Here is a 24,943-nt window from a genome sequence, read left to right as displayed (position 1 = left end):
GCCGTCGAGCAGGTGGAGCCCCAGATGACCGATCGCGACATACCCGCGCCCGAAACCCGCGCACCCGAAAGCCATGCGCCCGAGCCCCCGACGTCCGAGCGCCCCACGCCCGACCCCCTGGCGCCCGAGCCACCGGCGCCGCCGGTCCGCCCCGACCTGGTGGCCCTGCTGGTCGAGGCCGCCGAGGCACCGCCGGAGTGGGCCGCGCACGTCACCCCGCAGGCCCGGCTGGACGGCGACCTGCTCCTGGACGAGACCGAGATCGCCGCGCTGGACCGGCTGCTGCGCACGTGGTTCGGCCCGGCGGCCGACCTCGGCGCCCTGCGGTCCGGCCTCGACCTGGCCGCACTGGAGGCGCTGACCGTCGCCGACGTCGAGCGGCTGCTGCCCGCGGGAGGCACCCGATGAGCCGCTTCCTGCTGGTGGTCCCGCCGCTCACCGGGCACGTCAACCCGACCGTCGGACTGGCCCGCGAGCTGGTCGCGCGCGGGCACGAGGTGGCCTGGACCGGCACCGAGTCGGTGCTGCGCCCGCTGCTCGGGCCGGACGCCCGGGTGTTCGGCACCGGCACCCGGGCGTTCCGGGCGCAGGGCGGGCACGGGCTGGCCGCGGTGCGCTCCCTCTGGGAGGGCTTCATCGTCCCGTACGCGCGGTTCACCGCGAAGACGCTGGACGCGGCGGTGCGCGAGTTCCGGCCGGACGCGCTGCTGGTGGACCAGCACACGCCGGCCGGGGCGCTGGTCGCGCACCGCCACCGGCTGCCCTGGGCCACGCTGGCCCCGGGGGCCATGGAGCTGGGGCGGCCGTTCCGGGCGCTGCCGCAGGTGGAGGCCTGGATGACCGGCCTGCTCCAGGGCCTGTGGCGGCGGGCCGGACTACCCGAGGAGGAGTACACCGATCCCCGGTTCTCCCCCGGCCTGGTGCTCGCGTTCACCGGCCCCGCGCTCACCGGTCCACAGCCACTGCCAGCCGAGTACGCGCTGGTCGGGCCGGTGCTGGCGGACCGGCCGGCCGATCCGGCGTTCCCCTGGGAGCGGCTGGCGGAGGGCCGCCGACGGGTGCTGGTCACCATGGGAACGCTGGCCGGGGACCTGGGCGCGGACTTCCTGGCCCGGGCGGTGCGGGCGGTGGAGCTGTGCGGTGACGACGTGCAGCCGGTGTTCGCGGCGCCGCTCGACCTGCTGCCCGAACTGCCCGCCCACGCCGTCGCGGTGGACCGCGCGCCGGTGCTGGAGCTGATGGCGCGCGGAGCCCTGGACGCGGTGCTCTGCCACGGCGGGATGAACACCGTGGGTGAGGCGCTGGCGCACGGACTTCCGCTGGTGACCGCCCCGATCCGGCACGACCAGCCGTTCGTGGCGGCGCAGGTGGCGGCCGCCGGGGCCGGACTCCGGGTGCCGTTCGCCCGGGTGACGCCCGATCAGCTGGCCGTGCGGCTGCGAACCGTCCTGGAGTCGGCCGATCACCGCGCGGCGGCGGTCCGGGTCGGGGCGGCGCTGCGGGCGGGCGGCGGGGCGGTGGCGGCCGCCGACCGGCTGGAGGCGCTGGTCGCGGACGGTGCCCCCGACGCTGCCCCGGAGGCCAATCCATTGGTCTAGGCCATTGTTTCCGGGGTGCCGCAGACCCTAGGGTGGCCCGCAGCACCACTTCCCAGGTGTCCCGCGCGCCGCATCCCTGGCGCCCCGGCAACCCATCCCCGCTCGGGAGTTCTGGTTGATCGAGACCAAGGGACTTCGCAAGTCCTACCCTTCCAAGAAACGCGGCCAGGCCGCGGTCGACGCCGTCCGCGGCATCGGCCTGGACGTCGCGGCGGGTGAGATCTTCGGCTTCCTCGGCCCAAACGGCGCCGGCAAGACGACCACGCTCCGCATGCTCGCCACACTCATCCGTCCGGACGGCGGCGAGGCCCGGATCGCCGGCGCCGACCTGTTCGCCGACCCGGCCGAGGTCCGCCGCCGGATCGGCTACGTCGCCCAGGGCGGCGGCACCACCGACTCCGTCACGGCGCGCGAGGAACTGGTGCTCCAGGCCCGGATGCACGGCACCGGCAAGTCCGAGGCGCTGACCCGCGCCGAGGGGGCGCTGAAGGCCTTCGAGCTCACCGAGTTCGCGGACCGGCCGTGCCGCACCTACTCCGGCGGCCAGCGCCGCCGGGTGGACATCGCACTCGGCGTCATCCACTCCCCGAAGGTGCTGTTCCTGGACGAGCCGACCGTCGGCCTCGACCCGGCCAGCCGCGGCCACGTCTGGACCGAGATCCGCCGCCTGCGGGACGAGGGCATGACCGTGGTCGTCACCACCCACTACCTGGACGAGGCCGACGCACTCTGCGACCGGGTGGCCATCGTCGACCACGGCGAGATCGTCGCCGAAGGCACGCCCGAGACCCTCAAGCGCGAGATCTCCGGCGACGTCGTCCTGCTCGGCCTGGCCGCCGGGGAGGCCGAGCAGGCCGCCACGGCGCTGCGCGAACAGCCCGACCTGCCGGTCCTGCACCGGCTGGAGCTGCGCGGCGACGACGGCCTCCGGCTCTACCTGGACGACGGCGCGGCGGCCATCCCCCGGCTGCTGCGCGCGCTCGACGCGGCCGGTGTGGCCTCCGGCACCGTGCAGCTGCAACGCCCCAGCCTGGACGACGTGTTCCTGGCCCGCACCGGCCGCTCCATCGAGCAGTCCTGACCTCAGATCCCCGAGGAGGGGCTCCCATGAAGCTCGCCCGCGACACCTGGCTGGTCTTCCAGCGCCAGCTGCTGCTGATGTGGCGAACGCCGGTCTGGATCGCCGTCGGAGTGATCCAGCCGATCTTCTACCTGCTGCTGTTCGCGCCGCTGCTCAAGAAGGTCCTGGAACCGATGGGCGCGAACACCTACGCCCAGGCCTACCAGATATACGTGCCGGGCCTGTTGGCGGTGCTCTGCATCTTCGGCGGCCTGTACACGGGCTTCAGCCTGCTCGGCGAACTGAAGGCCGGCATCATCGAACGGGCCCGGGTGACGCCGGTCAGCCGGCTGGCCCTGCTGCTCGGCCGGGCCCTGCGCGAGACGGTGGCACTGCTCGTCCAGGCGGTGATCATCACGCTGATCGCGCTGCCGTTCGGCCTGCGGGTGGGCCCGGTGAACCTGCTGCTCGCCTACCTGCTGCTCGGCCTGCTGGCCCTGATGACCTCGGCCATCTCCTACGGCATCGCCCTGCTGCTGCCAGCCGACGAGGCGATGGCCCCGGTGGTGAACACCCTCGCGCAGCCGATCGCGCTGCTCTCCGGGGTGCTGCTGCCGCTGGCGCTGGCGCCGATGTGGCTCCAGTCGATGGCCAAGTGGAACCCCTTCTACTGGGCCGTGGAGGGCATGCGGGCGCTGTTCTCGGGCCACGTCGGGGACAGCGTGGTCTGGCAGGGACTGCTGGTCGTCGTGGTGATGACGGTGGCCGCCGTGTACTGGTCGGCGCGGCTGTTCTCGACCCGGGTGCGCTGAGGCCGCGGCGGTTGCCGGAGCGGTGGGGGTGGGACGTGCGGACGTGTCCGCACGTCCCACCCCCGGTTCCCGGCGCGGGTCACCGGTGTGGCGTCAAACCGCTTGTGGGGCCGGACGGTTGGTTGTCCGCCCAACGCGACGGCCCTATCGTCGGGGGCAGTCGACCGACTCCGCACGCCGAGGGGAACCCCATGAGCGCTCGCTCCGAGAACACACCGGCCACCGACCGGGACGGTGCCGTGCCCGCGCGCGGGCGGCGCACCCGCCTGGCCCTCGCGGGCGGGGCGATCGCCGCGCTGCCCGTGGTCGGCCTGCTCGGCGCGGGTCAGGCCTCCGCCGAACCCGCCGCCGCCGTCCAGGTGGTGGGCAAGAAGCCGCCGGCCAAGGTGGTCGCGGCGAAGCCCCCGGCCAAGGTGGCGGCCGCCAAGCCCCCGGTCAAGGCCGTCGCGGAGAAGCCCCCCGTCAAGGCCGTCGCCGCGAAGCCCCCCGTCAAGGTCACCGCGGCCAAGCCCCCCGTCAAGGCCGTCGCCGCCAAGCCGCCGATGAAGGCCACCGCCGCCGATCCGCGGGCGCACGGCGCACGCTGACACCCGTCACACCGAGCGCTGAGCACCGCACACCGAGCACCGCAGACCGAGCACCGCAGACCGAGCACCGTACGACGACGGCGGCGCCCCTCCGCAGGGGCGCCGCCGTCGTCCGTCCTGGCGCTGTCGGCCGGCGGGCCTACCGCGCGCTCTCCGCACGGACATCCTCCGCGCGGGCACCCTCCGCGCGGACGAAGGCGGCCAGCTGCGCGACGCCGTCCACGATCTGGGCGGCCGTCAGCGAGGAGATGGAGAGCCTGAGACGGCGCTCTCCCCCGCCCGCCGGGTAGAACGGCGCCATGGGCGTCCAGAGCACGCCGTGGTCCCGGGCGCAGCGCTCCATGGCGGCGTCGTCCGCCGCGAACGGCACGTCCAGGACGGCGAAGAAACCGCCCTCCGGGACGTTCCAGGACAGGCCCAGGCGGGCCCGTTCGGCCGCCGGGAACCGCCGCTCCAGCTCGGCCAGCAGGGTGGCCATGCCGGCCGCGTAGTGGGCCGTGGCGGGGGCGTTGGCGGCCCGGAGCCGGCAGTCGTGGGTCAGCAGCATGCCGCCGATCACGGCCTGGCTGAGCGCCGGCGTGTTGACCGTCGTCATGCTCTTCAGCTTGGCCAGTTGGTCGGCGAGCAGGGTGCGCCGCCCGTCCGGGCCGGTCACCTCCTGGTCGGCGACGACGTAGCCGAGCCGGGCGCCGGGGAAGCAGGTCTTCGCGAAGGAGCCCAGGTAGACGACCTGGCGGTGGCGGTCCAGCGCCTTGAGGGTGGGCCGCTCGCCGGGGTCGCGGGCGAAGAACCCGTACGGGTTGTCCTCGATGACCAGCAGCCCCTCCTCGGCGGCCGTCTCCAGCAGCCGGGCGCGGGCCGGTACGGGCATCGAGGTGCCGGAGGGGTTGGCGAAGTCCGGGACGACGTACAGGGCGCGCGGGCGCCGCCCGTCGGCGCGGACGGCCCGGGCGGCGGCGCGGACGGCCGCCGGGTCGGGGCCGCCGTCCGCGCCCTCGGGGACGGGGACGGTGGTCAGGTCGAGCAGCCTGGCGGCGCCGGTGACGCCGACGTAGCAGGGCGAGCTGACCAGCACCACGTCGTCCGGGCCGGCGCAGAGGGCGCGCAGCGTCAGCAGCATGCCCTCCTGGGCGCCGACGGTCAGCACCAGGGACTCGGGCGCGACGGTGAGTCCCTCGTCGTTGGCGAGGGTGCGGGCCACCAGGTCGGCGATGACGCCCTTGGTGGGCCCGTACTGGAAGAGCGTGGTGCGGATCGCGTCGCGGCCCAGGCCGCGGGCGGCCAGGTGGTCGAGGTACGCGTCCAGGTAGGTGGCGACGTCCTCGGGTTCGAAGAAGCCCTCGTAGGGGCGGCCGGGGGCGAAGGAGACGGCGCCGGGGTAGCGGGTGGTGACCTCGTTCAGGAAGGTCATCGCGTCCAGCAGCGGGTCGGAGAGCGAGCCGTGCAGGTCGGCGAGGTCCAGGGACACGGCCGGGGCGGCCGTCGGCGCGCTCACCGGAGGGCCTCGCGCAGCCGGTCGGCGGCGTACTGCTGCGCCTCGGCGGCGGCGTCCAGGGTGCCCGTCATCGCGAAGAAGCCGTGCGGGACGCCGTCGAAGCGGCGGGTCTCGGCCGGGACGCCGGCGGCCCGCAGTGCGTCGGCGTACTGCTCGCCCTCGTCGCGCAGCGGGTCGTACTCGGCGGTGAGGACGGTGGCGGGCGGCAGGCCGGCCAGGCTGGGGGCGCGCAGCGGGGAGGCGTGCGGGTGGTCGCCGTCGTCCGGTCCGGCCAGGTAGTGGCCCCGGTACCAGGCGACCGAGCGGCGGTTGAACAGCGCCGGGTCGTCGTGCTCGCGCAGCGAGGCGGTGTCCGCGCGCTGGTCGGTGTTGGGGTAGACGAGCAGCTGGTGGCGGATGGCCGGGCCGCCCTCGTCGCGGGCGATCAGGGTGAGCGCGGCGGCCAGGTTGCCCCCGGCGCTGTCTCCGCCGACGGCGAGCCGGTCCGGGTCGAGGCCGAGGGTGTCGGCCTCCGCGGCCAGCCAGCGGGCGGCGGCGCGGGAGTCGTGGACGGCGGCGGGGAAGGGGTGCTCGGGGGCGAGGCGGTAGCCGACCGAGGCCGTGACGCAGCCGACCGCGTTGGTCAGGGCGCGGCAGATGGCGTCGCTGGTGTCGGGCGAGCCGAGCGTCCAGCCGCCGCCGAACAGGTAGAGCAGGACGGGCAGCCGGTGGCCGGGCGCCTGCGGCTCGGGCCGGTAGAGGCGGAGCGGGAGCTCGCCGCCGGGGCCGGGGATGCGGTGCTCCTCGACGGCGGCGACGGGCTCGGGCGTGCCGGCGGCGGCGCGGATGTCGGCGAGGTCGGCGGCGCGGGCCTCGGCGAGGGTGAGGGTGTAGAGCGGGGGTGTGCCGGAGCTCGCGCGGCGGTCGCGCAGCGCCTGGGCCTGGGGGTGCAGTGGCATCGGGTGTCCCGGGGGTCTGGGGTCCGGTCTCTGTGGTCGCTGGGGTCCGGGCCCGGTGGTCGCTGAGGTCCGGACTCAGTGGTCGCTGGGGTCCGGGCCCGGTGGTCGCTGAGGTCCGGACTCAGTGGTCGCTGGGGTCCGGACTCAGCGGTCGGCCTCGACGTAGACGGTCTCGTCGGTGCGGAAGGCGGTGTCGAGGTCGGCTACGTCGGCGCGTACGCCCTGACGGTAGGCGCAGGGGCGGATCTGCCCGGGTTCGAAGCCGGCCCGGGTGAGGACGTGCCGCAGCTCGTCGAGGTCGTAGATCCACTGGTGACCGTAGTAGCGGAAGATCTGGTTGACCAGGAAGGCGGGGCGCTGCGGCATCGGGGGGCCGAAGCCGAGGGTGGTGAGCCGGCGGCGGTGCTTGGCCAGGAAGCCGTCGTCGGTGGCGTAGCCGTTCAGGTAGCGGGCGAGGTCGGGGGTGGTGATCCGCAGGACGCCGCCGGGGCGCAGCACGCGCCGGGCCTCGCGCAGCCAGCCGACCGCGACCGGCATGGTGACGTGCTCGATCAGGTGCTCGGCGTAGACCCAGTCGACGCTGGCGTCGGCGAAGGGCAGCGGCTTCGAGATGTCGAGCTGGGTGAACCAGCGGTCGCCGTCGACCCGGTAGAGGGTGCCGGGTTCGGTGCCGGTCGCGGGGCTGCGCAGCGCGGTGAGGTCGGTGCCGAGGCCGGCCGGGTGGGCGGTGCGGAAGGCGGCGAACTCGATGCCGGTGAGGCCGAGGCCGGTGAAGTCCTGGTGGTCGTACGGGAGTCCGCCGGGGGACGGTTCGAGCGTGCGGCAGGTGGCGACGTCGGCGCTGAACCGGTCGAGCTGCTCGTCGAGGCCGTCGGGGTCGTCCCAGTCCCAGCCGGGGAAGGCGTCCTGCTCGGTCATGGTGTCGGTCTTTCCGTCGTTCTTGTCGGGGCTGTCGAGGAGGTGTGCGGGGGTGTGCGGGGGTGTGTCGAAAAGGGCTCGGGTGGTTGCCCGATGGTGCCGTTGCCGGGGGCCGGGTGACTGCGTCAAAGGGCGGTTCACGGGGGTGTCAAACGGCCACGGGTGCGTCGGACGGTCCCCGTGCGGGCCGCGGCGCGGGGGCCGGGGTCAGCCGGCGGGCCAGGGGGCGAGGGCGGTGCGGTCCAGGTCCGCGAGCCGGGGGCGGCCCAGCAGGGCCATGGTGTGCTCCAGTTCGTCGCGCAGCAGGTCGAGGACCCGGGTGACGCCCTCCGCGCCGCCGGTGGCGAGTCCCCAGAACGCCGGGCGGCCGACCAGGACGGCCCGGGCGCCGAGGGCGAGGGCCACGGCGATGTCGGCGCCGCCGCGCACACCGCCGTCGAGCAGGGCGGGGATGTCCGGCGGGAGGGCGTCGACCACCTCGGGCAGGGCGGCGAGCGCGGGCAGGGCGCCGTCCAGTTGACGGCCGCCGTGGTTGGAGACGACGACGGCGTCGACGCCGTGCTCGGCGGCGAGCCGGGCGTCCTCGGCGGTCAGGATGCCCTTGAGGACCAGCGGCAGCCGGCTGCGTTCGCGCAGCCAGGCCAGGTCGGCCCAGGTCAGGGTGGGGTCGAACTGCTCGCGGGCGTGGTCGGCGATGCCCGAACTGCCTTCGGCCGCACGGTGGCTGGCGGCCATCAGGGCAGGGTCGAGGTTGACCGCGCGGATCTCCGGCGGGACGGCGAAGCCGTTGCGCAGGTCGCGCAGGCGGCGGCCGATCCGGGGGGCGTCGACGGTGAGCATCAGGGCGGTGAAACCGGCCGCCTCGGCCCGTTCGACCAGGGCGGCGAGGGCGTCGCGGCGGCGCAGCCAGTACAGCTGGAGCCAGAGCGGGCCGGTCGCGGCGGCGGCGATCTCCTCCAGGGTGCGGCTGGCGAAGATTCCGGCGACCAGCAGGGCGCCGGCCTCTCCGGCCGCCCGGGCGGTCGCGGTCTCACCGTCCGGATGGACCAGTCGGTGGTAGGCCATCGGGGCAATTCCGAGCGGCAGTCGGAGCGGTGAGCCGAGCAGCTTGACGGCCGTCGAGCAGTCGGAGACGTCGACCATCGTCCGGGGGCGGAACGCGTGGTGTCCGAACAATTCCCGGTTGGCCGCGGCGGTGCGTTCGGCACCGCTGCCACCCTCGATGAAGTCCCAGATTTCTGGGGTGAGTTGCTCGCGCGCCGCGCGTTCGATCCCGGCCAGCGTGAGTGGTGCCACGGGCATCCTCGTTCCCGGACGGCCGCGCTCGGACCAGTCCACGGGTCGGCAGCGTAGGAGGTCTGGACCTGATTGGTATAGACCTTGATTTGACCAAACGTCTGTGCAATGGTCTGGCAACGGAATTGACCGTATTGCTTGTGATTACCTGCACACGGCGTTCATGACAAATCTCCTCACTGTGTGGAGTGGCGTTGACCCGCATTTCCCCTTCTGTACCGCCGCCCTCTTCACCCCCGCACGCCGATGCCCCCGACGACTGGGTCGAACGGGTGCTGCTGGCCGGCCCCGGGGGTGAGGAGTGCCTCCGCTTCGGCACACCCGTCGACCGCGACGCCCTGCGCGCGCTGGTCGCCGAGCAGGCCGAACGGCTCACCGCCGCCGGCCTCGGCCCGGGCGGCACCGCCGCGCTGCGCCTGCCGCCCTCGCTGGGCTTCGTCGCCGCGCTCCTGGCCTGCTGGCAACTGCGGGCCCAGGTGGCCCTGCTGGACCACCGGCTGACCGACCACGAGATCGAGCGGGCGGTCGAACGGCTGGCCCCGCAGGTGCTGGTGGGCTCCGCCCAGCGGTCCTCGGCGGCCGCGCTGCGCGGCTACTCCGTGGTCGACCCGGTCGCCGTCCGGCTGCCCGCCGGCCGACCGGCCCGGACCGGGCACGCCCTGGTCCAGCTCAGCTCCGGGTCCACCGGCCCGGCCAAGGTCATCGCCCGCACCGCGGGCGACCTGATCCGTGAACTCGACTGCTACCGAGGGCTCGCGGGCTTCCCCGGCGAGGGCGAGCGGGTCGTCCTGCTCTCCTCCGTGGTGCACGTCCTCGGCCTGGTCGGCGGGCTGCTCAACAGCCTGCACGCCCACGCCCCGCTGACCGTGCCGGACCGGATGACGGCGGCGGGTATCCTCGCCACCGTCGCCGACGACGACCGCCCGACCACGGTGATCGGGGTCCCGTTCCACGCCGAACTGCTGGCCGGCTCGGCCGGACCGCCGGCGCTGCCCCAGCTGCGCCGGATGGTCGTGGCCGGCGAACTGGTCCGCCCGGGCCTGCCCGCCGCGTTCACCGCACGGTACGGCGTCCCGCTCGGCACCATGTACGGAATGACCGAACTCGGGGTGATCGCCACCGATCTGGACGGCACCCTGCACCCGGCCAAGCAACCCGTCGAGGGCATGGAACTGCGCCTCGTCAACGGTGAGTTGCAGCTCCGCACGGCCGCCTCGCCGTACCCCGGACTGGACGACCCGACCCGCTGGGCGGACGGCTGGCTGCACACCCGCGACGCCGCCGTGCTCGACGGGGACACCGGTCTCGTCACCGTGCTCGGCCGACGGGACTCGCAGGTCTCGATCGGCGGGCTCAAGGTCGACCTCACCGAGGTCGAGCAGACCCTCGCCGCTCTGCCGCAGGTCCGGGAGGCCGTCGTCGTCTTCGACGAGGGCTCCATCGAGGCCTACCTCTCCGCGGAGGAGGGCGCCGACCAGGCCCTCGTCCGGGACGGGCTCGCCCGGGAGCTCGCCGCCTACAAGCGGCCGCGCCGGCTCGCCTTCCTCCCGCAACTCCCCCGCACCGCCACCGGAAAGCTGCTGCGCGACCCGGTCGCGCTGCGCGCCGCCGCCGGCTGAACCGGACCCGGGGCCCTCCCCGGCCGGACGATCCACCGCACCACCCCGAACCGCAGGACCTCGCAGCACCACCGCATGACCACGCAGCACCACCCGCAGGACCACGCACCGCCGGACCGCCCCACGGCCCCCGCCGGGCCCCGACAGGCAGCCACCACCGCCCCGTCGGCCCCGGCCCGACCGCCGGACGGGCCGTGTCCGATCCCCCGACGACCCCGCGCGCACCGCATGCGCCCGGGCACAAGGAGCACACCATGCAGGACCGCATCCGCGAGTTCGTCCTCGCCGCACTGGCCGAGATGCAGTACGACGTCTCCGAGGTCACCGGCGACACCGACCTCGGCCCGGCCGGCCTGGACCTCGAATCGCTCGCCCTCGCCGACCTCTCGGTCCAGGTCGAGGACGAGTACGGGGTCAAGTTCGACCTCGACGAGATGGAGACCACCGCGCTGATGACGCTCGACCAGTTCACCGCCGACGTCGCCGCCCGGATCGCCGCCGCCGGCACCGCCGCCACCGCCACCTCGGGCAGCCCGGCGTGACCCAGCTCGCCGGCCCCGACCGGGCCGAGGTCCTGGAGATGCTGGCGGCGTTCGGGCAGCGCGCCGTCGAGAGCGTCCCCGAAGAGCTGGGCTCACTCGAACTCACCTGGCTGATAGCCGAGTTCGAGCAGCGCTACGGCATCGAGCCGGACCTCGACGACGACCACTTCGAGGCCGTCCGGACGGTGGACGACGCCGTCGCGGTGTTCCGAGCGGCGGTCCTCGCGGCCGCCGCCGACGGCTCCCTCCCGACCGGCAGCACCGCCACGACCGCCGACAGCGCCACGACCGCCGGCACCGCGACGACCGTCGGAGCCCTGCGGCCATGACCCGCCACGCCCCACCCGCCGTCCGCCCCGTGGTGACCGGCGTCGGCGTGCTCAGTGCGGCCGGCACCGGACCGGCCGCACTCGCCGAGGCCACCGCCCACGGCAAGGCCGCCTTCGCCGCCGTCACCCGGTTCGACGTCTCCGCACGCCGCACCACCCGCGCCGCGCTGCTGCCCGAACCGCGCCCGCTCGCCGACGCGGTGCTCGCCGCCGTCGACCAGGCCTGCCGCCAGGCGGGCCTGCCGCCGGCACCCGGCGACGGAGGCCCACCGGTGCTGCTCGCCCTCCACAGCGACCTGCACACCCGGACCGCCGTCACCGCGGTCGCCGCCGGGACGGCCGCCGGCTGGGGCACCGACGGAGTCACCCGCACCTACACCGGCGCCTGCGTCGCGGCCGGCACCGCCGTGGCGGACGCCGCCGCACTGGTCGCCGCGGGTCGGCACCCCCGGGTCCTGGTGGCGGCCGGCCACCTGGTCGAGCCGGGCGTCTTCGCGGCCTTCGACGCCGGCCGGGCGCTGGCCCGCGACGGCGAGCTGCGCCCGTTCAGCGCCGGGCGGACCGGCACCCTGCTCGGCGACGCGGCGGCCGCCGTGCTCGTCGAGGCCGAGCCGGAGGCCGAACGGCGCGGCGCACCCGTGCTAGCCCGGCTGGCCGGCTGGGGCCGGACCGGGGACGCCCACCACGTCTGCCGCCCCGAACCGGAGGGCGAGGGCGCGGCCCGCGCGATCGAGGCGGCGCTCGGCAGGGCCGGGGTCGCCCCGGCCGAGATCGGCTACGTCAACGCCAACGGCACCGGCTCGCCACTGGCCGACCGGGCCGAGGCGAGCGCGCTGCGCAAGGTCTTCGGCGAGCACGCCGCACGCCTGCCGGTCAGCTCCAGCAAGGCCGTCCACGGGCACGCCCTGGAGGCCTCCGCCCTGCTCGAACTCGTCGTCACCATCGGCGCGTTGAACGAGGGTCTGCTCCCGGTCAACGCCGGCTGGCTGGGCCCGGACCCGGACCTCGGACTGGACCTCGTCCTGGACGGACCGCGCGCCGCCCGGCCGGACTACGCGCTCACCCTCAACTCCGCCTTCGGCGGCGCCAACACCGCACTCCTGGTGGCCGCCCGATGACCGCGCTGCGCATCCTCGCCGAGGCCGCCTGGCCCGACCCGCAGGCCGGGACGCCCGAGCCGCTCCCCCCGCTGCCCGGCTTCTCCGCCTCCACGTTCAACCCGCTGGTCGCCGAGACGGCCGAGCGCTGCCTGCGCGCCCGCCACGGAGCGGCCCCGGCCCCCGGCCGGACCGCCCTGCTGCTGGCCAGCACCGGCGGCGACCGCGCCACCGCCCGCGCGATCGACGAGGCCGCCGCCTCCGGGCGGCGGATGCCCCCGCTGCTCTTCTTCCAGTCCAACCCGAACGCCGTCCTCGGCCACATCGCCGCCCGCTGGGGCCTCACCGGCCCGGTGGTGGCGATCAGCCCGGCCGAGACCCCACCCGGCGAGGTCCCGCAGGACGCGCTCGACCTGGCCGGGCTGCTCCTCGCGGACGGCGACGCCGAGCAGGTCCTCGTCATCGCCGCCGAACAGGCCGACGGCCCGGGCGGGACGGACCGAGCGGTGGCGCTGCTGGTCACCGGCGCCTGAGCACGCCCCCTGGCACACCCCCGCACCCGCCCCTCGAACCCGTCCCCCGCACCCACCCCCGCACGCCTGCGCTCCACCGGCGCGAACGGTCCCCCACCCGCCGCGTCCCGCCGCAGCACGCCCAGCACGTTCAGCACGCCCAGCACCTCGGGAGGGATCCACCCCGTGAGCATCCGCAGTATTCGCACCCTTCTGGCGGACGACCCGGCCGTCGGCGCCGGCAACGTCCTCACCAGCCGGCTCGCCCTCGGCCTCGGCCTGGACGAGCCGCTGCTGACCTTCGACACCCCGGTGGACGACCACGCCGCCTGGCAGCCCTTCAGCGTCGCCGAGCTGGACCGCGCCGTCCGCGCCCGGGCCGCCGCCCTGCACGCGCTCGGCGTCGGCCGGCGCGACCCGGTGGTGGTGTACGCGAGCGACGCCGCCGACCACGTGCTCTCCTTCCTCGCGCTGGCGCGGCTCGGCGCCGTCCCCGCGCTGCTCAACCCCAACCTTCCCGGCGAGCGGGCCGCCCGCTACATCGCCAAGCTGGGCCCGGTCGGCATCCTCGCCGACGAGCCGCACCTCGCCGCACTGGCCGGCCACGACCCGGGCGCGCCCGCGTTCCCGGAGATCTCCACCCTCGGGAGCGGCGACCCGCAGGCCGCCCCGGCGCCGTACCGGCACTGGGCCGGCGACCCGGTGGCGATCACGCACTCGTCCGGCACCACCGGCATGCCGAAGGCCGTCGTCCACTCGCACGCGAGCCTGTACGCGGCGATCCGCCACCGCGCCCGGCTGCCCCGCCCGCAGGGCCAGGAGCGGATGCTGAGCGCACTGCCCGCCCCGCACGCCGCCACGCTGATCGCGGTCAACCTCGCGCTCGCCTCGCACACCCAACTCGCCGTGCTCTCCAGCCAGTCCGGCGCCGGGGTGCTGGACGCGATCGAGAGCTGGCGGCCCAGCGGCGTCGTCGGCTTCGCCGCGACCTGGGCCGATCTCGCCCACCACGACCTGTCCGCACGGGAGTTGGACTCGGTCGCGCTCTGGTGGAACACCGGCGACTGCGCCCACGAGGTGCACATCCGCCGGCTCGTCGCCACCGGCAGCCGCGAGTCGGTGACCCGCGAGGGACGGGTCCGGGTGCCCGGTTCGCTGTTCGTGGACGGCCTCGGCTCCACCGAGATGGGCCACTCGCACTTCTTCATCACCCACGGTCCCGGCACCGAGCGGTACGGCCGCTGCGTCGGCCGCCCGCACGCCTTCGTCGACTGCGAGCTGGTCGGCCCGGACGGCGAGCCGCTCGGCCCCGGCGAGGTCGGCGAACTCGCCACCACCTCACCGACCCTGGCGCTCGGCTACTGGAACGACTCCGCCACCACCTACCGCACCCGGCTGCGCGGCCGGTTCCTCACCGGCGATCTGATGTACCGGGACGAGGAGGGCTACTACTACCACGTCGACCGGGCCGTCGACTCGGTCGAACTCGGCGACGGCAAGCGGCTGTTCACCGCCATGTCGGAGGAGCGGGTGCTGGCCGCCTGCCCCGACGTGCTGGACTGCACCGTGGTCGCGGTCCGCGACGGCGGGCAGGTCGTCACCGACGTGCTGCTGATCCTGGCCGCCGGCGCCGACCCGGACGCCGACCGGACCAAGGCCGTCACCGCCGCCCTCGACGAGGCCGCCGCGGCCACCGTCCGCCAGGTCGTGGTGGTCGCCGGCGACGCCATCCCGCTCGGCCCGACCGGCAAGGTCCGCAAGGTGCTGCTGCGCCAGCGCTACCTCGACTCGGTCGCGGCCGCCGCCCCGGCAGAGGCGAGCGCCCGATGAGCGCCGGCGACACGGACCGCACCGCCGCCCGCACCGCCGCCCGCACCGGCGGCCGCACCGGCGGCCGCCCGGGCGCCGTGGTCACCGGCATCGGCCTGGTCACCCCCGTCGGCCGCAAGCCCGCCGAGGTCTTCGACGCGCTCACCGCCGGCCGCTCCGGCATCCGCGCGCTCCCCGAGGGCCACGCCGCGCACGGCTGGCTGAGCGCCGCCGGCGTCGCCCCGGCCATCGACGGCCGGGAGGTGCTGCCGCCCACCGAGACCCGCTGCGTGGACCGGTTCGTGCTGCTCGCCCTCGCCGCCGCCGACGACGCGCTCGCCGACGCCGGCCTGGTCGTCGGCCAGGACTCCGACCCGCACCGCACCGCCGTGGTGCTGGCCACCGGCGGCGGCGGACTGGAGACCTTCGAGCAGCAGTCGCACCGCCGCCTCGACCGCGGCCGGCCCGGCGTCAGCCCGTACCTGCTGCCCGGCATGCTCTCCAACATGGCCACCGCCCGGATCGCCATCAAGCACGGCATCCGGGGCTTCAGTTCGGCCATCGTGACGGCGTGCGCGGCCGGCGCCCAGGCCGTCGCCGAGGGGCTGCGGCTGATCCGAGCCGGCGACGCGGACGTGGTGGTGTGCGGCGGCAGTGAGTCCTCACTGCACCCGACCATCGCCGCCGCGTTCACCAACGCCCGCGCCCTGGCGTCCGGTTGGGAAGATCCGGGGCAGGCCAGCCGGCCGTTCGACAGCCGCCGCAACGGCTTCGTGCTCGGCGAGGGCAGCGCCGTCCTGGTGCTGGAGAGCGCCGAGCACGCGAACGCCCGCGGCGCGGCCGGCTACGCCGACCTCACCGGGTGGGGGGCCTCCACCGACGCCCACCACCCGACCATGCCGCGTCCGGACGGCGCCGGCGCCGCCGACGCGATGCGCGCCGCAATCGCCAACGCGGGCCTGGCGCCGTCCGACATCGGCTACGTCAACGCCCACGGCACCGGCACCAAGCTGGGCGACGTCGCCGAGACCGCCGCGCTGCGCGCCGTCTTCGGCGAGCAGGGCCCCGCGGTCAGCTCCACCAAGGGCGCCACCGGCCATCTGCTGGGCGCCGCGGGCGCGTTGGAGGCAGCGGTCACCGCACTCGCGGTGGCCCGGGGGACGCTGCCGCCGACCGTCAACCTCGCCGAGCCGGACCCCGCCTGCGCACTGGACCACGTCCGGGGCGCGGCCCGCGCCGTCCCGCTCGGCGCCGCCCTGAGCAACGCCTTCGCCTTCGGCGGGCACAACCTCAGCCTGGTGTTCGAGCCCGCCTCCACCCGGTCCGCCCGGTAGGGCCTGTCAGACGAGCCCTGACGCGGCAGCGTCGCCGCGCCGCCCGACCCGCGCCGGACCACTCGCCAACTCGCCACCCCCCGGGGGGAGATCCCGAATGTCCATCCAGTCCATCACCCACGTCGAGTACCACTGCGCCGACGCCGACGCCACCGCGGCCGGCTTCTGCGCCGACTACGGCTTCACCAGCGTCCCGCCCGAGCCCGAACACCTCGCGACCGCCGAGTCCCAGGGCGCCCGCACCGTCCTGATCCGCCAGGGCAGCATCCGCTTCCTGCTGCGCTCCGCCACCGACCCGGCCCACCCGGTCGCCCGGTACGTGGACCGGCACGGCGAGGGCGTCGCGGTCCTCGCGCTGGGCTGCACCGACCCGCAGGCCGCCCTGGAGCGCGCCGAGCGCCACGGCGCCCGCGTCCTGGACCGGGCCGGCGGCCTGGTGGCCGGCTTCGGCGACACCGCCCTGCGGTTCGTGCCGGAGTCCGCGACCGACCCCGACGAGCCCGCCGGGCGGCTGCTGGACGCCCTCGACCACGCCGCGATCTGCGTCCCGGCCGGCGAACTGGCCCCCGCGGTGCGGTTCTGCGAGGCCGCCCTCGGCATGCACCGGATCTTCGGCGAGTACATCGAGGTCGGCGAGCAGGCGATGGACTCCAGCGTGGTGCAGAGCGCCTCCGGCGAGGTCACCTTCACCCTGATCGAACCCGACACCAGCCGCCGCCCCGGCCAGATCGACACCTTCCTGGCCGACCACGAGGGCGCCGGCGTCCAGCACCTGGCCTTCCGCACCGGGGACATCGCCACCGCCGTGCGGACCGTCCGGGGCCGGGGCGTCGAGTTCCTCACCACCCCCGGCACCTACTACGACGCGCTCGCCGAACGGCTCGGCGGCACCGCCATCCCGGTCGACACCCTGCGCGAACTCGACATCCTCGTCGACCAGGACCACGGCGGGCAGCTGTTCCAGCTCTTCGCCCGCTCCACCCACCCGCGCCGGACGTTCTTCCTGGAGCTGATCGAGCGCCAGGGCGCCGGCACGTTCGGCACCGCCAACATCAAGGCCCTGTACGAGGCCGTCGAACGGCAGCGCGCCGCCGCCTCCGTCTGAATCCGTACGAGCAGCCGACACGAGAGAAAGAGGAGGCCCGAACCGTGACCACCGCACCCGAGTTCCACCTCACCGAGGCCGAACGCGCGCTGCTGCCCACCCCCGAGGAGGTGGCCGGCTACCTGGAGCACGGCTGGTACCTGTCCCGCCGGCTGTTCAGCGACGAGGAGCTGGACACCCTGCAGGACGCCACCGAGAAGTACTACGAGGGCCACCGCGACCGCGCCCTCCCGGTCCGCCCGCCGAAGCTCGCCTCCTGGGAGCCCTCGCACGGGCCCGTCCAGCGGCACAACGACTACGTGCACTTCGAGAGCGACGCGATCGGCGCCGTCCTGCGCAAGCCGCTGCTCGGCGCCGTCGCCGCGCTGCTCGCCCAGGCCGAGGAGGTCCGGGTCTTCCAGGCCACCCTGATCTACAAGCCCCCGGTGCCGGGCGAGCCCAGCAACCAGGTGCCGTGGCACTTCGACAAGCACTACTGGCAGACCTCGACCTCCGACCGGATGCTCACCGCCTTCCTGCCGTTCCACGACTGCGGCGAGGAGAACGGCACCATCACCATGGTCGACGGCAGCCACCGCTGGCAGGAGCTGCCCTCCGGCGAGGACTCCACCCGGCACTTCGCCGACCGCGACCGCTCCGAGCTTGACGCGATCCTCGACGCCAACGCCGCCCACAACGGGCAGACGGTGCGCAAGGTCCCGATGGTCATCCCGCGCGGGCACGTCAGCTTCCACCACTGCCGCACCTACCACGGCAGCGGCCCCAACCTGGCCTCCTTCCCGCGCCGGGCCGTCTCGCTGCACCTCCAGGACGGCGGCAACGAGTACCGCGCCGCCACCAAGCCGGACGGCGGCACCGTGGTCTACAACCACGACGTGGTGGTCCGCCGGACCCCCGACGGCCGGCCCGACTACGCCGACCCGGACATCTGCCCGACGGTCTGGCGGGGAGACCTGTGACGGAGACCGCCGCCCTCGACACCCCCGAGCAGCGGTACCGGATGCTGCGCCTGATCCGCTCCTTCGAGGAGCAGGCGCTCGGTCTGGTGAAGTCCGGCGTGATCACCGGCGGCATCCACCCGTACATCGGACAGGAGGCCGTCGCGGTCGGCGTCTGCGCCGCGCTGACGCCCGGCGACCGGCTCACCTCGACCCACCGCGGCCACGGCCACGTGCTGGCCCGGGGCCTCGACCCGGCCCGGCTGCTGGCCGAACTGGCCGGCCGGGTGGGCGGGTCGAACCGGGGCCGGGGCGGCTCGATGCACGCCGCCGACCTGCGGCTCGGCATCCTCGGTGCCAACGGCATCGTCGGCGCCGGGGCCCCGATCGCGGTCGGCGCGGCCTGGGCCGCCCGGCAGGCCGGCGAGCCGACGGTGGCGGTCGCCTTCTTCGGCGACGGCGCGCTCAACCAGGGTGTGCTGCTGGAGTCGTTCAACCTGGCCGCGATGTGGCGCCTGCCGGTGCTCTTCGTGTGCGAGAACAACGGCTACGCCACCACCCTGCCCGCCGAGACCGCGGTGGCCGGCAGTGCGACCGGCCGGGCCGCCGCCTTCGGCATCCCGGCCGCCGAGGTGGACGGCATGGACACCGAGGCGGTCCGGACAGCCGCCGAACAGGCCGTGGCCCGGGCCCGGGAGGGCGGCGGACCGGGGTTCCTGGAGTGCCGCACCTACCGGTTCGAGGGCCACCACACCATGGAACGCCGGATGAAGCTGAACTACCGCTCCGCCGAGGAGGTCGCCGCCTGGCGCGAACGCGACCCGGTCCCCCGGGCCGCCGCCGCGATCGGCGCCGACCGGGCGGCCGCGCTGGACGCCGAGGTGGCCGCCGAACTGGCGGCGGCCGAGCGGTTCGCGCTCGCCTCGCCGCACCCGGACCCGGCCGGCGCGACCGACCACCTGTACGCCTCCGGGCTGCGTCCGCGGGCGGGGGCGGTCGCATGACCCGGCTCTCCTACACCAAGGCGCTCAACCGGGCGCTGGCCGACGAGTTGGCCGGGGACCCGGCGGTCTGCGTGTTCGGCGAGGACATCGGCGCCGGGATGGCCGGACCGACCCTCGGGCTGCTGGACCGGTTCGGACCGGAGCGGATCGTCGACACCCCGCTCTCCGAACAGGCGTTCACCGCGATGGCGGTCGGCGCGGCACTGGCCGGGCGGCGGCCGGTGCTGGAGTTCCAGATCCCCTCGCTGCTGTTCCTGGTCTTCGAGCAGATCGTCAACCAGGCCCACAAGTTCTCGCTGATGTCCGGCGGCCAGGCGGGTGTCCCGCTGACCTGCCTGGTCCCCGGCTCCGGCTCCCGGGACGGCTGGGCCGGCCAGCACTCGGACCACCCGTACAGCCTGTTCGCGCACGCCGGGGTGAAGACCGTGGTGCCCGCCACCCCGACCGACGCCTACGGGCTGCTGCGTTCGGCGGTCCGGGACCCGGACCCGGTGGTGGTCTTCGCGCCCGCCGCCGCCCTGCCGGTCCGGGAGACCGTCACCTGGGAGCTGGCGCCGATCCCGCTCGGCAGCGCCCGGGTGCACCGGCCCGGCACGGACGTCACCCTGGTCGCCGTCGGCCACCTGGTGCACGACGCGCTGGCGGTCGCCGAGGAACTGTCCGACGAGATCTCGGTCGAGGTCCTCGACCCGCGCACGCTGTACCCCTTCGACTGGCCCGCGCTGGGCGAGTCGCTGGAGCGCACCGGGCGGCTGGTCGTGATCGACGACTCCAACCGCAGCTGCGGCATCGGCGCGGAGGTCCTGGCCACCGCCGCCGAGGAGTTCAGGCTGATCGCCCCGCCGCGCCGGGTCACCCGCCCGGACGGCACCGTGCTGCCGTTCGCCCCCGCCCTCGACCGGGCCCTCCAGCCCGGCCGCGAGCAGCTGCGGCACGCGCTGCGGGCCGTCATGAAGTAGCCCGGACGGGCGGGACCGGACCTCCGGGACCGGAACAGGCACAACAGGAAGAGCCGGCGGGACCGGCAGGACAGGCAGGACAGGCAGGACAGGCAGGACCAGGCAGGACCAGCGGGGGCGGCCAGGGCGGCCGCCCCCGCTTCGTCACAGCACCTTGGGCACCGCCGCGAGCAGCGCCGGCAGCTCGTCCGCCGGGTCGCGGAAGCGGTGCAGCGCGGCCCGCCCGGCGGCGCCGCGCAGCTTCGCGGCCAGCCGGGCCGGGACCACCGCCGTGGTGAGCAGCCCGGTGCCCTCGAACCCCTCCACGCTCCAGGAGACCCACGGCAGCGGGTAGTTGGCCGTCGGACTGAAGAACACCGGCCGCTGCCCCTGGAACCTCGCCTCGTACAGGCCGAAGCGGCTCCAGTTCGAGAAGCTGAAGCGGCGGTGCTCGGGGTCGAAGCCGAGCGGGACGCACTCGCCCAGCCGGGGGCGGCCCAGCTCCTCCAGGAAGCGCAGGTTGGACCGCAGGTTGAGGTGGCCGTCGGCGTAGTCCAGCACGGCCGTGCGCAGCGCCCCGGCGAGCACCGCCGGGCCGTCCGCGGGCGCGTACGGCAGGTGGATGTCCCCGAGCAGGTTGCCGATCAGGCTGTCCGGCAGGCCGAGCGGCCGCCGCACGTTGACCGGGACGGTCAGCCAGCGGCGCTCCTCGTCCCCGTCCAACTCCCGTACGGTGTGCAGGACCTGGGCGCAGACGGCGTCGCCGGCCGAGACCCGGACGCCGGCCGCGACGCTGAACTCCGCGCGCATCCGGGCGATCTCGGCGTCGCCGAAGTACAGCTGGACGGTGCGGTTGGCACGCGGCCCGGCCGCCACCTCGCGGGCCAGCAGCTCGCGTTCGGCCGGGTCGGGCAGCCGGAAGCCGGGCCGTCCGCAGTCCTCGGCGGGCAGCACCTTGTCGAGCAACGCGTCCTGGTCCTCGACCAGTTCGGCGAGGGGCAGGTCGTCGCCCTCGACCGCCGCCGACCAGGCTCGCAGGAGCAGTGCGAAGCTCTGCAGGTCGCCGATCGCGTGGTGCCAGGAGCAGCCGAGCACCGTGCCGCCGTCGGCGGTCCGGGTGACCCGGACGGTCAGCAGCGGCCCGGCGCCGGTGCGGGCGGCCGGGGCGTCGACCGGGTCGGCCAGGTCGGCGCCGGGCGAGGCGACCCGGCCCATCGCCTCGGCGAGCGTGCCGTCGACGCGGTAACTCTCCAGGGGGACACCGGAGTCGTCGCAGACCGCCGTCAACACGCCGTCGACGGTGCGGAGTCGGCCCGCGAAGACCGGGATCCGCGCCAGCGCGCGGGCCAGTCCGGCGGCGAGCCGGTCCTCGTCCAGCGCCCGTTCGAAGAAGAAGACGACGGAGACCGAGAGGTCGGCGAGCATGGTGTCGGCCAGTCCGCAGCGCAGCACCGTGCCGGGGGCCGAACCGGCTCTGACCAGACGGGAGTCGCGCAACTGCGGCCAGACGCTCATGGGTCCATCCCGGGGCTCGCTGGGACAGCCGTGCGGACCACCCGGACGACCGTGCAGATCACCCCGAACGATAGGGCAGCGCCCCGCTGCCGATCCAGTGGTCCAGTCCAATTGGTGATACCGCGCCCGGTCCGTCCGGGGCCGGCGCCCGCACGCGGGGACCGTGGGGACGGGGAGGCCGGGGCGACCGGGGCGACGGGGAGTCCGGGGGGACCGCCGATCCGGTGGCCGGGCCGGGGACGGCACCCAGGACTAGAATCCGAACCATGGGAGACCGCCCAGGCGCCCCCGCGGCGCCGCCCCTGGTCATCGTCACCGGCACGGACTCGCAACTGCTCGACCCGCGCCGGGCGTACCACGTCGGCCGCGACCCGACCAGCGAGATCGTCCTCGACGACCCGCGGGTCTCGTGGCACCACGCGGTACTGAGCGTCATCACCGGCCGCTGGCGGCTGGAGGACGTCGGCAGCACCAACGGCACCTACACCGGCGACCGCCGGATCCAGAGCGAGGACGTCGGCCCCGGCACCCGGCTGCGGTTCGGCAACGCCGCCGACGGCCCGTCCGCCACCTTCGCGGGCCTCCCCGAGCCCGCGGCCGGCGACCGCCCCTCGCTGATCGCCCCGCAGGCCTCCGGCACCTTCCGCCGGCCCAGCGCCGTCCTGCGGCTCCCCGACCGCACCGTACGGATCGGCCGGGCCGACGACAACGACCTCGTCCTCGACGACCTGGTGGTCTCCCGCCACCACGCCGAGCTGCGCACCCTGCCGGGCGGCGGCCACGAGATCGTCGACCTCGGCAGCCACAACGGCACCTACCTCAACGGCCGCCCGATCGGCCGCGCCCCGGTCGGCCCCACCGACATCGTCGGCATCGGCCACTCCGCACTCTGCCTGTCCGGCGACGAACTGGTCGAGTACACCGACACCGGCGAGGTCTCGCTCAACGTGCAGGGCCTGGTGGTCCGGGTCGGCCCCGACCGGCGGGTGCTGCTGGACGGCGTCACCTTCCCGCTCGCCGAGAAGGCCCTGCTCGCGGTGGCCGGCCCGAGCGGCGCCGGCAAGTCCACCCTGCTCAACGCCCTCACCGGGCTGCGGCCCGCCGACGAGGGCAGCGTCCTCTACGACGGCCGCGACCTCTACCGCGACTACGCGGAGCTGCGCCGACGGATCGGCCTGGTCCCGCAGGACGACATCCTGCACACCCAGCTGACCGTCCGCCGCGCCCTGTCCTACGCCGCCGAACTGCGCTTCCCCGGCGACACCGCGAAGGAGGAGCGGGAGGCCCGGGTCTCCGAGGTGATCCACGAACTCGGTCTGGACAGCCGCGCCGACCTGGTCATCTCCAGCCTCTCCGGCGGCCAGCGCAAACGCGTCAGCGTCGCCCTCGAACTGCTCACCAAGCCCTCGCTGCTCTTCCTCGACGAGCCCACCTCGGGCCTCGACCCGGGCATGGAGCGCTCGGTCATGCAGATGCTGCGCGGCCTCGCCGACGACGGGCGCACCGTCGTCGTGGTCACCCACAGCGTGCTCAGCCTCGGTGTCTGCGACCGGCTGCTGGTGCTCGCCCCCGGCGGCCGGACCGCCTACTACGGCCCGCCGGACGAAGCGCTCGCCTTCTTCGGGTTCACCGAATGGCCGGAGGCCTTCGAGGCCTTCGAGAACGAGGACCACCAGACCTGGCAGCGCCGGTTCCGCGACTCGCCGCTGTACCAGCGGTACGTCGCCGCCGACGCGCTGCCCGCCGCCTGGCCGGCGCCGCAGGAGCCGCAGGGCGGACACGCCGGGCCGGAGCCCCCGCAGGGCTGGTTCTCCCAGCTGGGGACACTGATCCGCCGCTACACGGCGGTGCTCTCCGCCGACCGGCTGTTCCTCACCGTCATGATCGCCCTGCCGTTCCTGATCGGCGGGATGTGCCGGGCGATGGCCGGCACCCGCATCACCCCGGACAACGCGCTCAACTGCCTGCTCACGCTCTGCATCGGCGGCCTGCTCACCGGATCCGCCAACGCCGTCCGCGAGATCGTCAAGGAACGCCCGATCTACCAGCGGGAACGGGTGGTCGGGCTGTCCCGCTCCGCCTACCTGGTCTCCAAGGTGGTGGTGCTCGGCACGGTCACGGTGGGGCAGGCCGCCGTCCTCACGATGGTCGGGCTGGCCGGGGTCGACCTCAGCCCGACGCTGCCCAACGGCGTACAGGTGCAGACCGGCGTGGTGCTGCCACCGCTGGTCGAGCTGATCATCGCCGTCGCCCTGCTCTCCTTCTCCGCCATGATGCTCGGCCTGCTGGTCTCGGCCATGGTCCGCAAGGAGGAGGCCACCATGCCGCTGCTGGTGCTGCTCTCCGTGGTGCAGATCGTCTTCAGCGGCGCCATGCTGAAGCTGTACGCGGTACCCGGCCTGGAACAGTTCGCCTGGCTGGTCCCCTCCCGCTGGGGCCTGTCCGCGATGGCCAGGACCATCGACCTGCACGCCGTCTTCCCGACCACGATCACGGCCGACCCGATGTTCCGGTACGACCGGAACGGCTGGCTGTTCGCGCTGGTCATGCTGGTGGCGCTGTCGGCGGCGCTGGCCGTCGCCGTACTCGCCCTGCTGCGCCGGCAGGAGCCGACGATCATGCGGAAGTGACGGAAGCCCGCACGGGCGGCCGGACGACCGGAACGGCCGGCGCAGGCAAGGCGGACGGAGCAGGGCGGGCCGGACGGAGGTGACGGGCAGCAGCACCGGGAAGCAACGGAAAGCGGCGGAAGCAGCCGGGAGACGGACAGAGACGGACGAGAGCCCATGGACGAGTTCGCGTTCCGCCCCACCCATGTCGCGCCACCGGGCGGCCTGGCGAGCTGGGCCGCCCCCGACCCCGAACAGCCGACCGCGCGGCTCGACCCGCTGCTGCCCGTCCGGCTGATCTCCCGCGAGGGCGACTGGGCCCAGGTCCTCTGCTCCAACGGCTGGACCACCTGGGTGGACGGCCGGCTGCTGGTCTCGCTCCCCGGCGTCCCGCCCACCGCGACCGGCCCGCCCGCCCGCACCGCCGACCCGCGCCCCGCGCTCGCCGAGGTGGAGGGCACGCTGGCCCGCTACCGCTCGATGCTGGAGGACCTCGCGGCCGGCAGCGCCGACCTGGCGGCCTTCCAGGACCGCGCGCGGGGCCTGCGGGTCGGCCTGGTCATCGACGGCGAGGCGCTCTGGGTGTTCGACCCGGTGCACGACCGCTGGTGCTACTGCGACGGCCTCCAGCTCCGGACGTACGCCGCCACCGGCCGCCCGCACCCGGGGAACCCGGTGTCGCCGGCGAACAGTGCGTACGAACCCACCCGGGCGGTCGAACTGTGATCCCCCCGGGCGGCCGGTCCTCACCCCCACCGGGCGGGCCCGAACGGGATGCCCAGCAGGATGCCGAGCGCGGGCCCGAACGGGATGCCCAGCGGGATGCCGAGCGCGGGCCCGAACGGGATGCCCAGCGGGATGCCGAGCGCGGGCCGGCCACCTCGCCGG

Annotated in this window: 23 protein-coding genes; 18 read left to right on the top strand and 5 right to left on the bottom strand. The window is 75.1% G+C overall.

Going from position 1 to position 24,943, the window contains the following annotated elements; translation table 11 throughout:
* Nucleotides 1–24: 24 nt before the first annotated feature.
* From AC067J_RS31005 to AC067J_RS30985, 5 genes are all read left to right on the top strand, one after another.
* On the top strand, nt 25–408 hold the full coding sequence (locus AC067J_RS31005; protein ID WP_478304800.1) for a hypothetical protein: 384 nt from the start codon (nt 25–27) through the stop codon (nt 406–408).
* Entirely contained in the window at nt 405–1,598 is a 1,194-nt protein-coding gene (locus tag AC067J_RS31000; protein ID WP_478304798.1) for a glycosyltransferase, read from the top strand. The genes AC067J_RS31005 and AC067J_RS31000 overlap by 4 nt, the downstream gene beginning before the upstream one ends.
* Nucleotides 1,599–1,713: 115 nt before the next feature.
* Complete coding sequence (locus AC067J_RS30995) at nt 1,714–2,679, top strand: ATP-binding cassette domain-containing protein (RefSeq protein WP_478304796.1); 966 nt, start codon at nt 1,714–1,716, stop codon at nt 2,677–2,679.
* A 26-nt stretch (nt 2,680–2,705) separates the two neighbouring features.
* Complete coding sequence (locus AC067J_RS30990) at nt 2,706–3,470, top strand: ABC transporter permease (protein WP_478304794.1); 765 nt, start codon at nt 2,706–2,708, stop codon at nt 3,468–3,470.
* 191 nt (nt 3,471–3,661) lie between these two features.
* The gene (locus AC067J_RS30985) at nt 3,662–4,057 is read left to right on the top strand and encodes a hypothetical protein (RefSeq protein ID WP_478304793.1); all 396 of its coding nucleotides are present in this window, start codon (nt 3,662–3,664) and stop codon (nt 4,055–4,057) included.
* Between the two features lie 139 nt (nt 4,058–4,196).
* On the opposite strand, the gene AC067J_RS30980 is transcribed toward AC067J_RS30985, so the two are convergent.
* The 4 genes from AC067J_RS30980 to AC067J_RS30965 all read right to left on the bottom strand — a co-directional run bounded on the left by AC067J_RS30980 (nt 4,197) and on the right by AC067J_RS30965 (nt 8,710).
* Nucleotides 4,197–5,552: an aminotransferase-like domain-containing protein gene (locus AC067J_RS30980; RefSeq protein ID WP_478304791.1), complete on the bottom strand. Its 1,356-nt coding sequence runs from the start codon at nt 5,550–5,552 to the stop codon at nt 4,197–4,199.
* Nucleotides 5,549–6,490, bottom strand: coding sequence for an alpha/beta hydrolase (locus AC067J_RS30975; RefSeq protein ID WP_478304789.1), 942 nt, complete (start codon nt 6,488–6,490; stop codon nt 5,549–5,551). Before AC067J_RS30975 ends, AC067J_RS30980 begins: the two co-directional genes overlap by 4 nt.
* A 144-nt stretch (nt 6,491–6,634) precedes the next feature.
* Complete coding sequence (locus tag AC067J_RS30970; protein ID WP_478304787.1) at nt 6,635–7,408, bottom strand: methyltransferase domain-containing protein; 774 nt, start codon at nt 7,406–7,408, stop codon at nt 6,635–6,637.
* Nucleotides 7,409–7,615: 207 nt separating this feature from the next.
* On the bottom strand, nt 7,616–8,710 hold the full coding sequence (locus tag AC067J_RS30965; RefSeq protein ID WP_478304785.1) for an alpha-hydroxy acid oxidase: 1,095 nt from the start codon (nt 8,708–8,710) through the stop codon (nt 7,616–7,618).
* 188 nt (nt 8,711–8,898) lie between these two features.
* On the opposite strand from AC067J_RS30965, the gene AC067J_RS30960 reads away from it, so the two are divergent.
* The 11 genes from AC067J_RS30960 to AC067J_RS30910 all read left to right on the top strand — a co-directional run bounded on the left by AC067J_RS30960 (nt 8,899) and on the right by AC067J_RS30910 (nt 19,952).
* Nucleotides 8,899–10,323, top strand: a complete 1,425-nt coding sequence (locus tag AC067J_RS30960) for a class I adenylate-forming enzyme family protein (protein ID WP_478304783.1) — start codon at nt 8,899–8,901, stop codon at nt 10,321–10,323.
* A 254-nt stretch (nt 10,324–10,577) separates the two neighbouring features.
* Nucleotides 10,578–10,865 carry a phosphopantetheine-binding protein gene (locus AC067J_RS30955; protein WP_478304781.1) on the top strand — a complete coding sequence of 96 codons (288 nt, stop codon included), beginning with the start codon at nt 10,578–10,580 and terminating at the stop codon, nt 10,863–10,865.
* Nucleotides 10,862–11,194 carry an acyl carrier protein gene (locus AC067J_RS30950; protein WP_478304780.1) on the top strand — a complete coding sequence of 111 codons (333 nt, stop codon included), beginning with the start codon at nt 10,862–10,864 and terminating at the stop codon, nt 11,192–11,194. The genes AC067J_RS30955 and AC067J_RS30950 overlap by 4 nt, the downstream gene beginning before the upstream one ends.
* On the top strand, nt 11,191–12,312 hold the full coding sequence (locus AC067J_RS30945) for a beta-ketoacyl synthase N-terminal-like domain-containing protein (RefSeq protein ID WP_478304778.1): 1,122 nt from the start codon (nt 11,191–11,193) through the stop codon (nt 12,310–12,312). Before AC067J_RS30950 ends, AC067J_RS30945 begins: the two co-directional genes overlap by 4 nt.
* Complete coding sequence (locus tag AC067J_RS30940; protein ID WP_478304776.1) at nt 12,309–12,824, top strand: beta-ketoacyl synthase chain length factor; 516 nt, start codon at nt 12,309–12,311, stop codon at nt 12,822–12,824. The genes AC067J_RS30945 and AC067J_RS30940 overlap by 4 nt, the downstream gene beginning before the upstream one ends.
* 165 nt (nt 12,825–12,989) lie before the next feature.
* The gene (locus tag AC067J_RS30935; protein WP_478304775.1) at nt 12,990–14,633 is read left to right on the top strand and encodes a class I adenylate-forming enzyme family protein; all 1,644 of its coding nucleotides are present in this window, start codon (nt 12,990–12,992) and stop codon (nt 14,631–14,633) included.
* Complete coding sequence (locus tag AC067J_RS30930; protein WP_478304774.1) at nt 14,630–15,946, top strand: beta-ketoacyl-[acyl-carrier-protein] synthase family protein; 1,317 nt, start codon at nt 14,630–14,632, stop codon at nt 15,944–15,946. The genes AC067J_RS30935 and AC067J_RS30930 overlap by 4 nt, the downstream gene beginning before the upstream one ends.
* 97 nt (nt 15,947–16,043) lie before the next feature.
* Entirely contained in the window at nt 16,044–17,051 is a 1,008-nt protein-coding gene (hppD, locus tag AC067J_RS30925) for a 4-hydroxyphenylpyruvate dioxygenase (protein WP_478304772.1), read from the top strand.
* 44 nt (nt 17,052–17,095) lie between these two features.
* Nucleotides 17,096–18,010 carry a phytanoyl-CoA dioxygenase family protein gene (locus AC067J_RS30920; protein WP_478304770.1) on the top strand — a complete coding sequence of 305 codons (915 nt, stop codon included), beginning with the start codon at nt 17,096–17,098 and terminating at the stop codon, nt 18,008–18,010.
* Nucleotides 18,007–18,993, top strand: coding sequence for a thiamine pyrophosphate-dependent dehydrogenase E1 component subunit alpha (locus tag AC067J_RS30915; RefSeq protein ID WP_478304768.1), 987 nt, complete (start codon nt 18,007–18,009; stop codon nt 18,991–18,993). Before AC067J_RS30920 ends, AC067J_RS30915 begins: the two co-directional genes overlap by 4 nt.
* Nucleotides 18,990–19,952, top strand: coding sequence for an alpha-ketoacid dehydrogenase subunit beta (locus tag AC067J_RS30910; RefSeq protein WP_478304766.1), 963 nt, complete (start codon nt 18,990–18,992; stop codon nt 19,950–19,952). The genes AC067J_RS30915 and AC067J_RS30910 overlap by 4 nt, the downstream gene beginning before the upstream one ends.
* Nucleotides 19,953–20,096: 144 nt before the next feature.
* On the opposite strand, the gene AC067J_RS30905 is transcribed toward AC067J_RS30910, so the two are convergent.
* Nucleotides 20,097–21,446, bottom strand: coding sequence for an acyltransferase (locus AC067J_RS30905; protein ID WP_478304764.1), 1,350 nt, complete (start codon nt 21,444–21,446; stop codon nt 20,097–20,099).
* 266 nt (nt 21,447–21,712) lie between these two features.
* On the opposite strand from AC067J_RS30905, the gene AC067J_RS30900 reads away from it, so the two are divergent.
* Nucleotides 21,713–24,076, top strand: coding sequence for an FHA domain-containing protein (locus tag AC067J_RS30900; RefSeq protein WP_478304762.1), 2,364 nt, complete (start codon nt 21,713–21,715; stop codon nt 24,074–24,076).
* Nucleotides 24,077–24,232: 156 nt separating this feature from the next.
* Entirely contained in the window at nt 24,233–24,781 is a 549-nt protein-coding gene (locus AC067J_RS30895) for a hypothetical protein (RefSeq protein ID WP_478304761.1), read from the top strand.
* The last annotated feature ends 162 nt before the right edge of the window (nt 24,782–24,943 follow it).

It is taken from the genome of Kitasatospora sp. NPDC042419 (genome assembly GCF_056437345.1).
The sequence above is the reverse complement of the archived record's forward strand: the minus strand, read 5'-3'. Positions and strand labels throughout refer to the sequence as shown.

Bases quoted from the DNA above. Each gene is read 5' to 3' on its own strand.
- AC067J_RS31005 (WP_478304800.1), top strand. From the start codon at position 25: ATGACCGATCGCGACATACCCGCGCCCGAAACCCGCGCACCCGAAAGC.
- AC067J_RS31000 (WP_478304798.1), top strand. From the start codon at position 405: ATGAGCCGCTTCCTGCTGGTGGTCCCGCCGCTCACCGGGCACGTCAAC.
- AC067J_RS30990 (WP_478304794.1), top strand. From the start codon at position 2,706: ATGAAGCTCGCCCGCGACACCTGGCTGGTCTTCCAGCGCCAGCTGCTG.
- AC067J_RS30985 (WP_478304793.1), top strand. From the start codon at position 3,662: ATGAGCGCTCGCTCCGAGAACACACCGGCCACCGACCGGGACGGTGCC.
- AC067J_RS30975 (WP_478304789.1), bottom strand. From the start codon at position 6,490: ATGCCACTGCACCCCCAGGCCCAGGCGCTGCGCGACCGCCGCGCGAGC.
- AC067J_RS30970 (WP_478304787.1), bottom strand. From the start codon at position 7,408: ATGACCGAGCAGGACGCCTTCCCCGGCTGGGACTGGGACGACCCCGAC.
- AC067J_RS30965 (WP_478304785.1), bottom strand. From the start codon at position 8,710: ATGCCCGTGGCACCACTCACGCTGGCCGGGATCGAACGCGCGGCGCGC.
- AC067J_RS30955 (WP_478304781.1), top strand. From the start codon at position 10,578: ATGCAGGACCGCATCCGCGAGTTCGTCCTCGCCGCACTGGCCGAGATG.
- AC067J_RS30945 (WP_478304778.1), top strand. From the start codon at position 11,191: ATGACCCGCCACGCCCCACCCGCCGTCCGCCCCGTGGTGACCGGCGTC.
- AC067J_RS30940 (WP_478304776.1), top strand. From the start codon at position 12,309: ATGACCGCGCTGCGCATCCTCGCCGAGGCCGCCTGGCCCGACCCGCAG.
- AC067J_RS30930 (WP_478304774.1), top strand. From the start codon at position 14,630: ATGAGCGCCGGCGACACGGACCGCACCGCCGCCCGCACCGCCGCCCGC.
- hppD (WP_478304772.1), top strand. From the start codon at position 16,044: ATGTCCATCCAGTCCATCACCCACGTCGAGTACCACTGCGCCGACGCC.
- AC067J_RS30910 (WP_478304766.1), top strand. From the start codon at position 18,990: ATGACCCGGCTCTCCTACACCAAGGCGCTCAACCGGGCGCTGGCCGAC.
- AC067J_RS30905 (WP_478304764.1), bottom strand. From the start codon at position 21,446: ATGAGCGTCTGGCCGCAGTTGCGCGACTCCCGTCTGGTCAGAGCCGGT.
- AC067J_RS30900 (WP_478304762.1), top strand. From the start codon at position 21,713: ATGGGAGACCGCCCAGGCGCCCCCGCGGCGCCGCCCCTGGTCATCGTC.
- AC067J_RS30895 (WP_478304761.1), top strand. From the start codon at position 24,233: ATGGACGAGTTCGCGTTCCGCCCCACCCATGTCGCGCCACCGGGCGGC.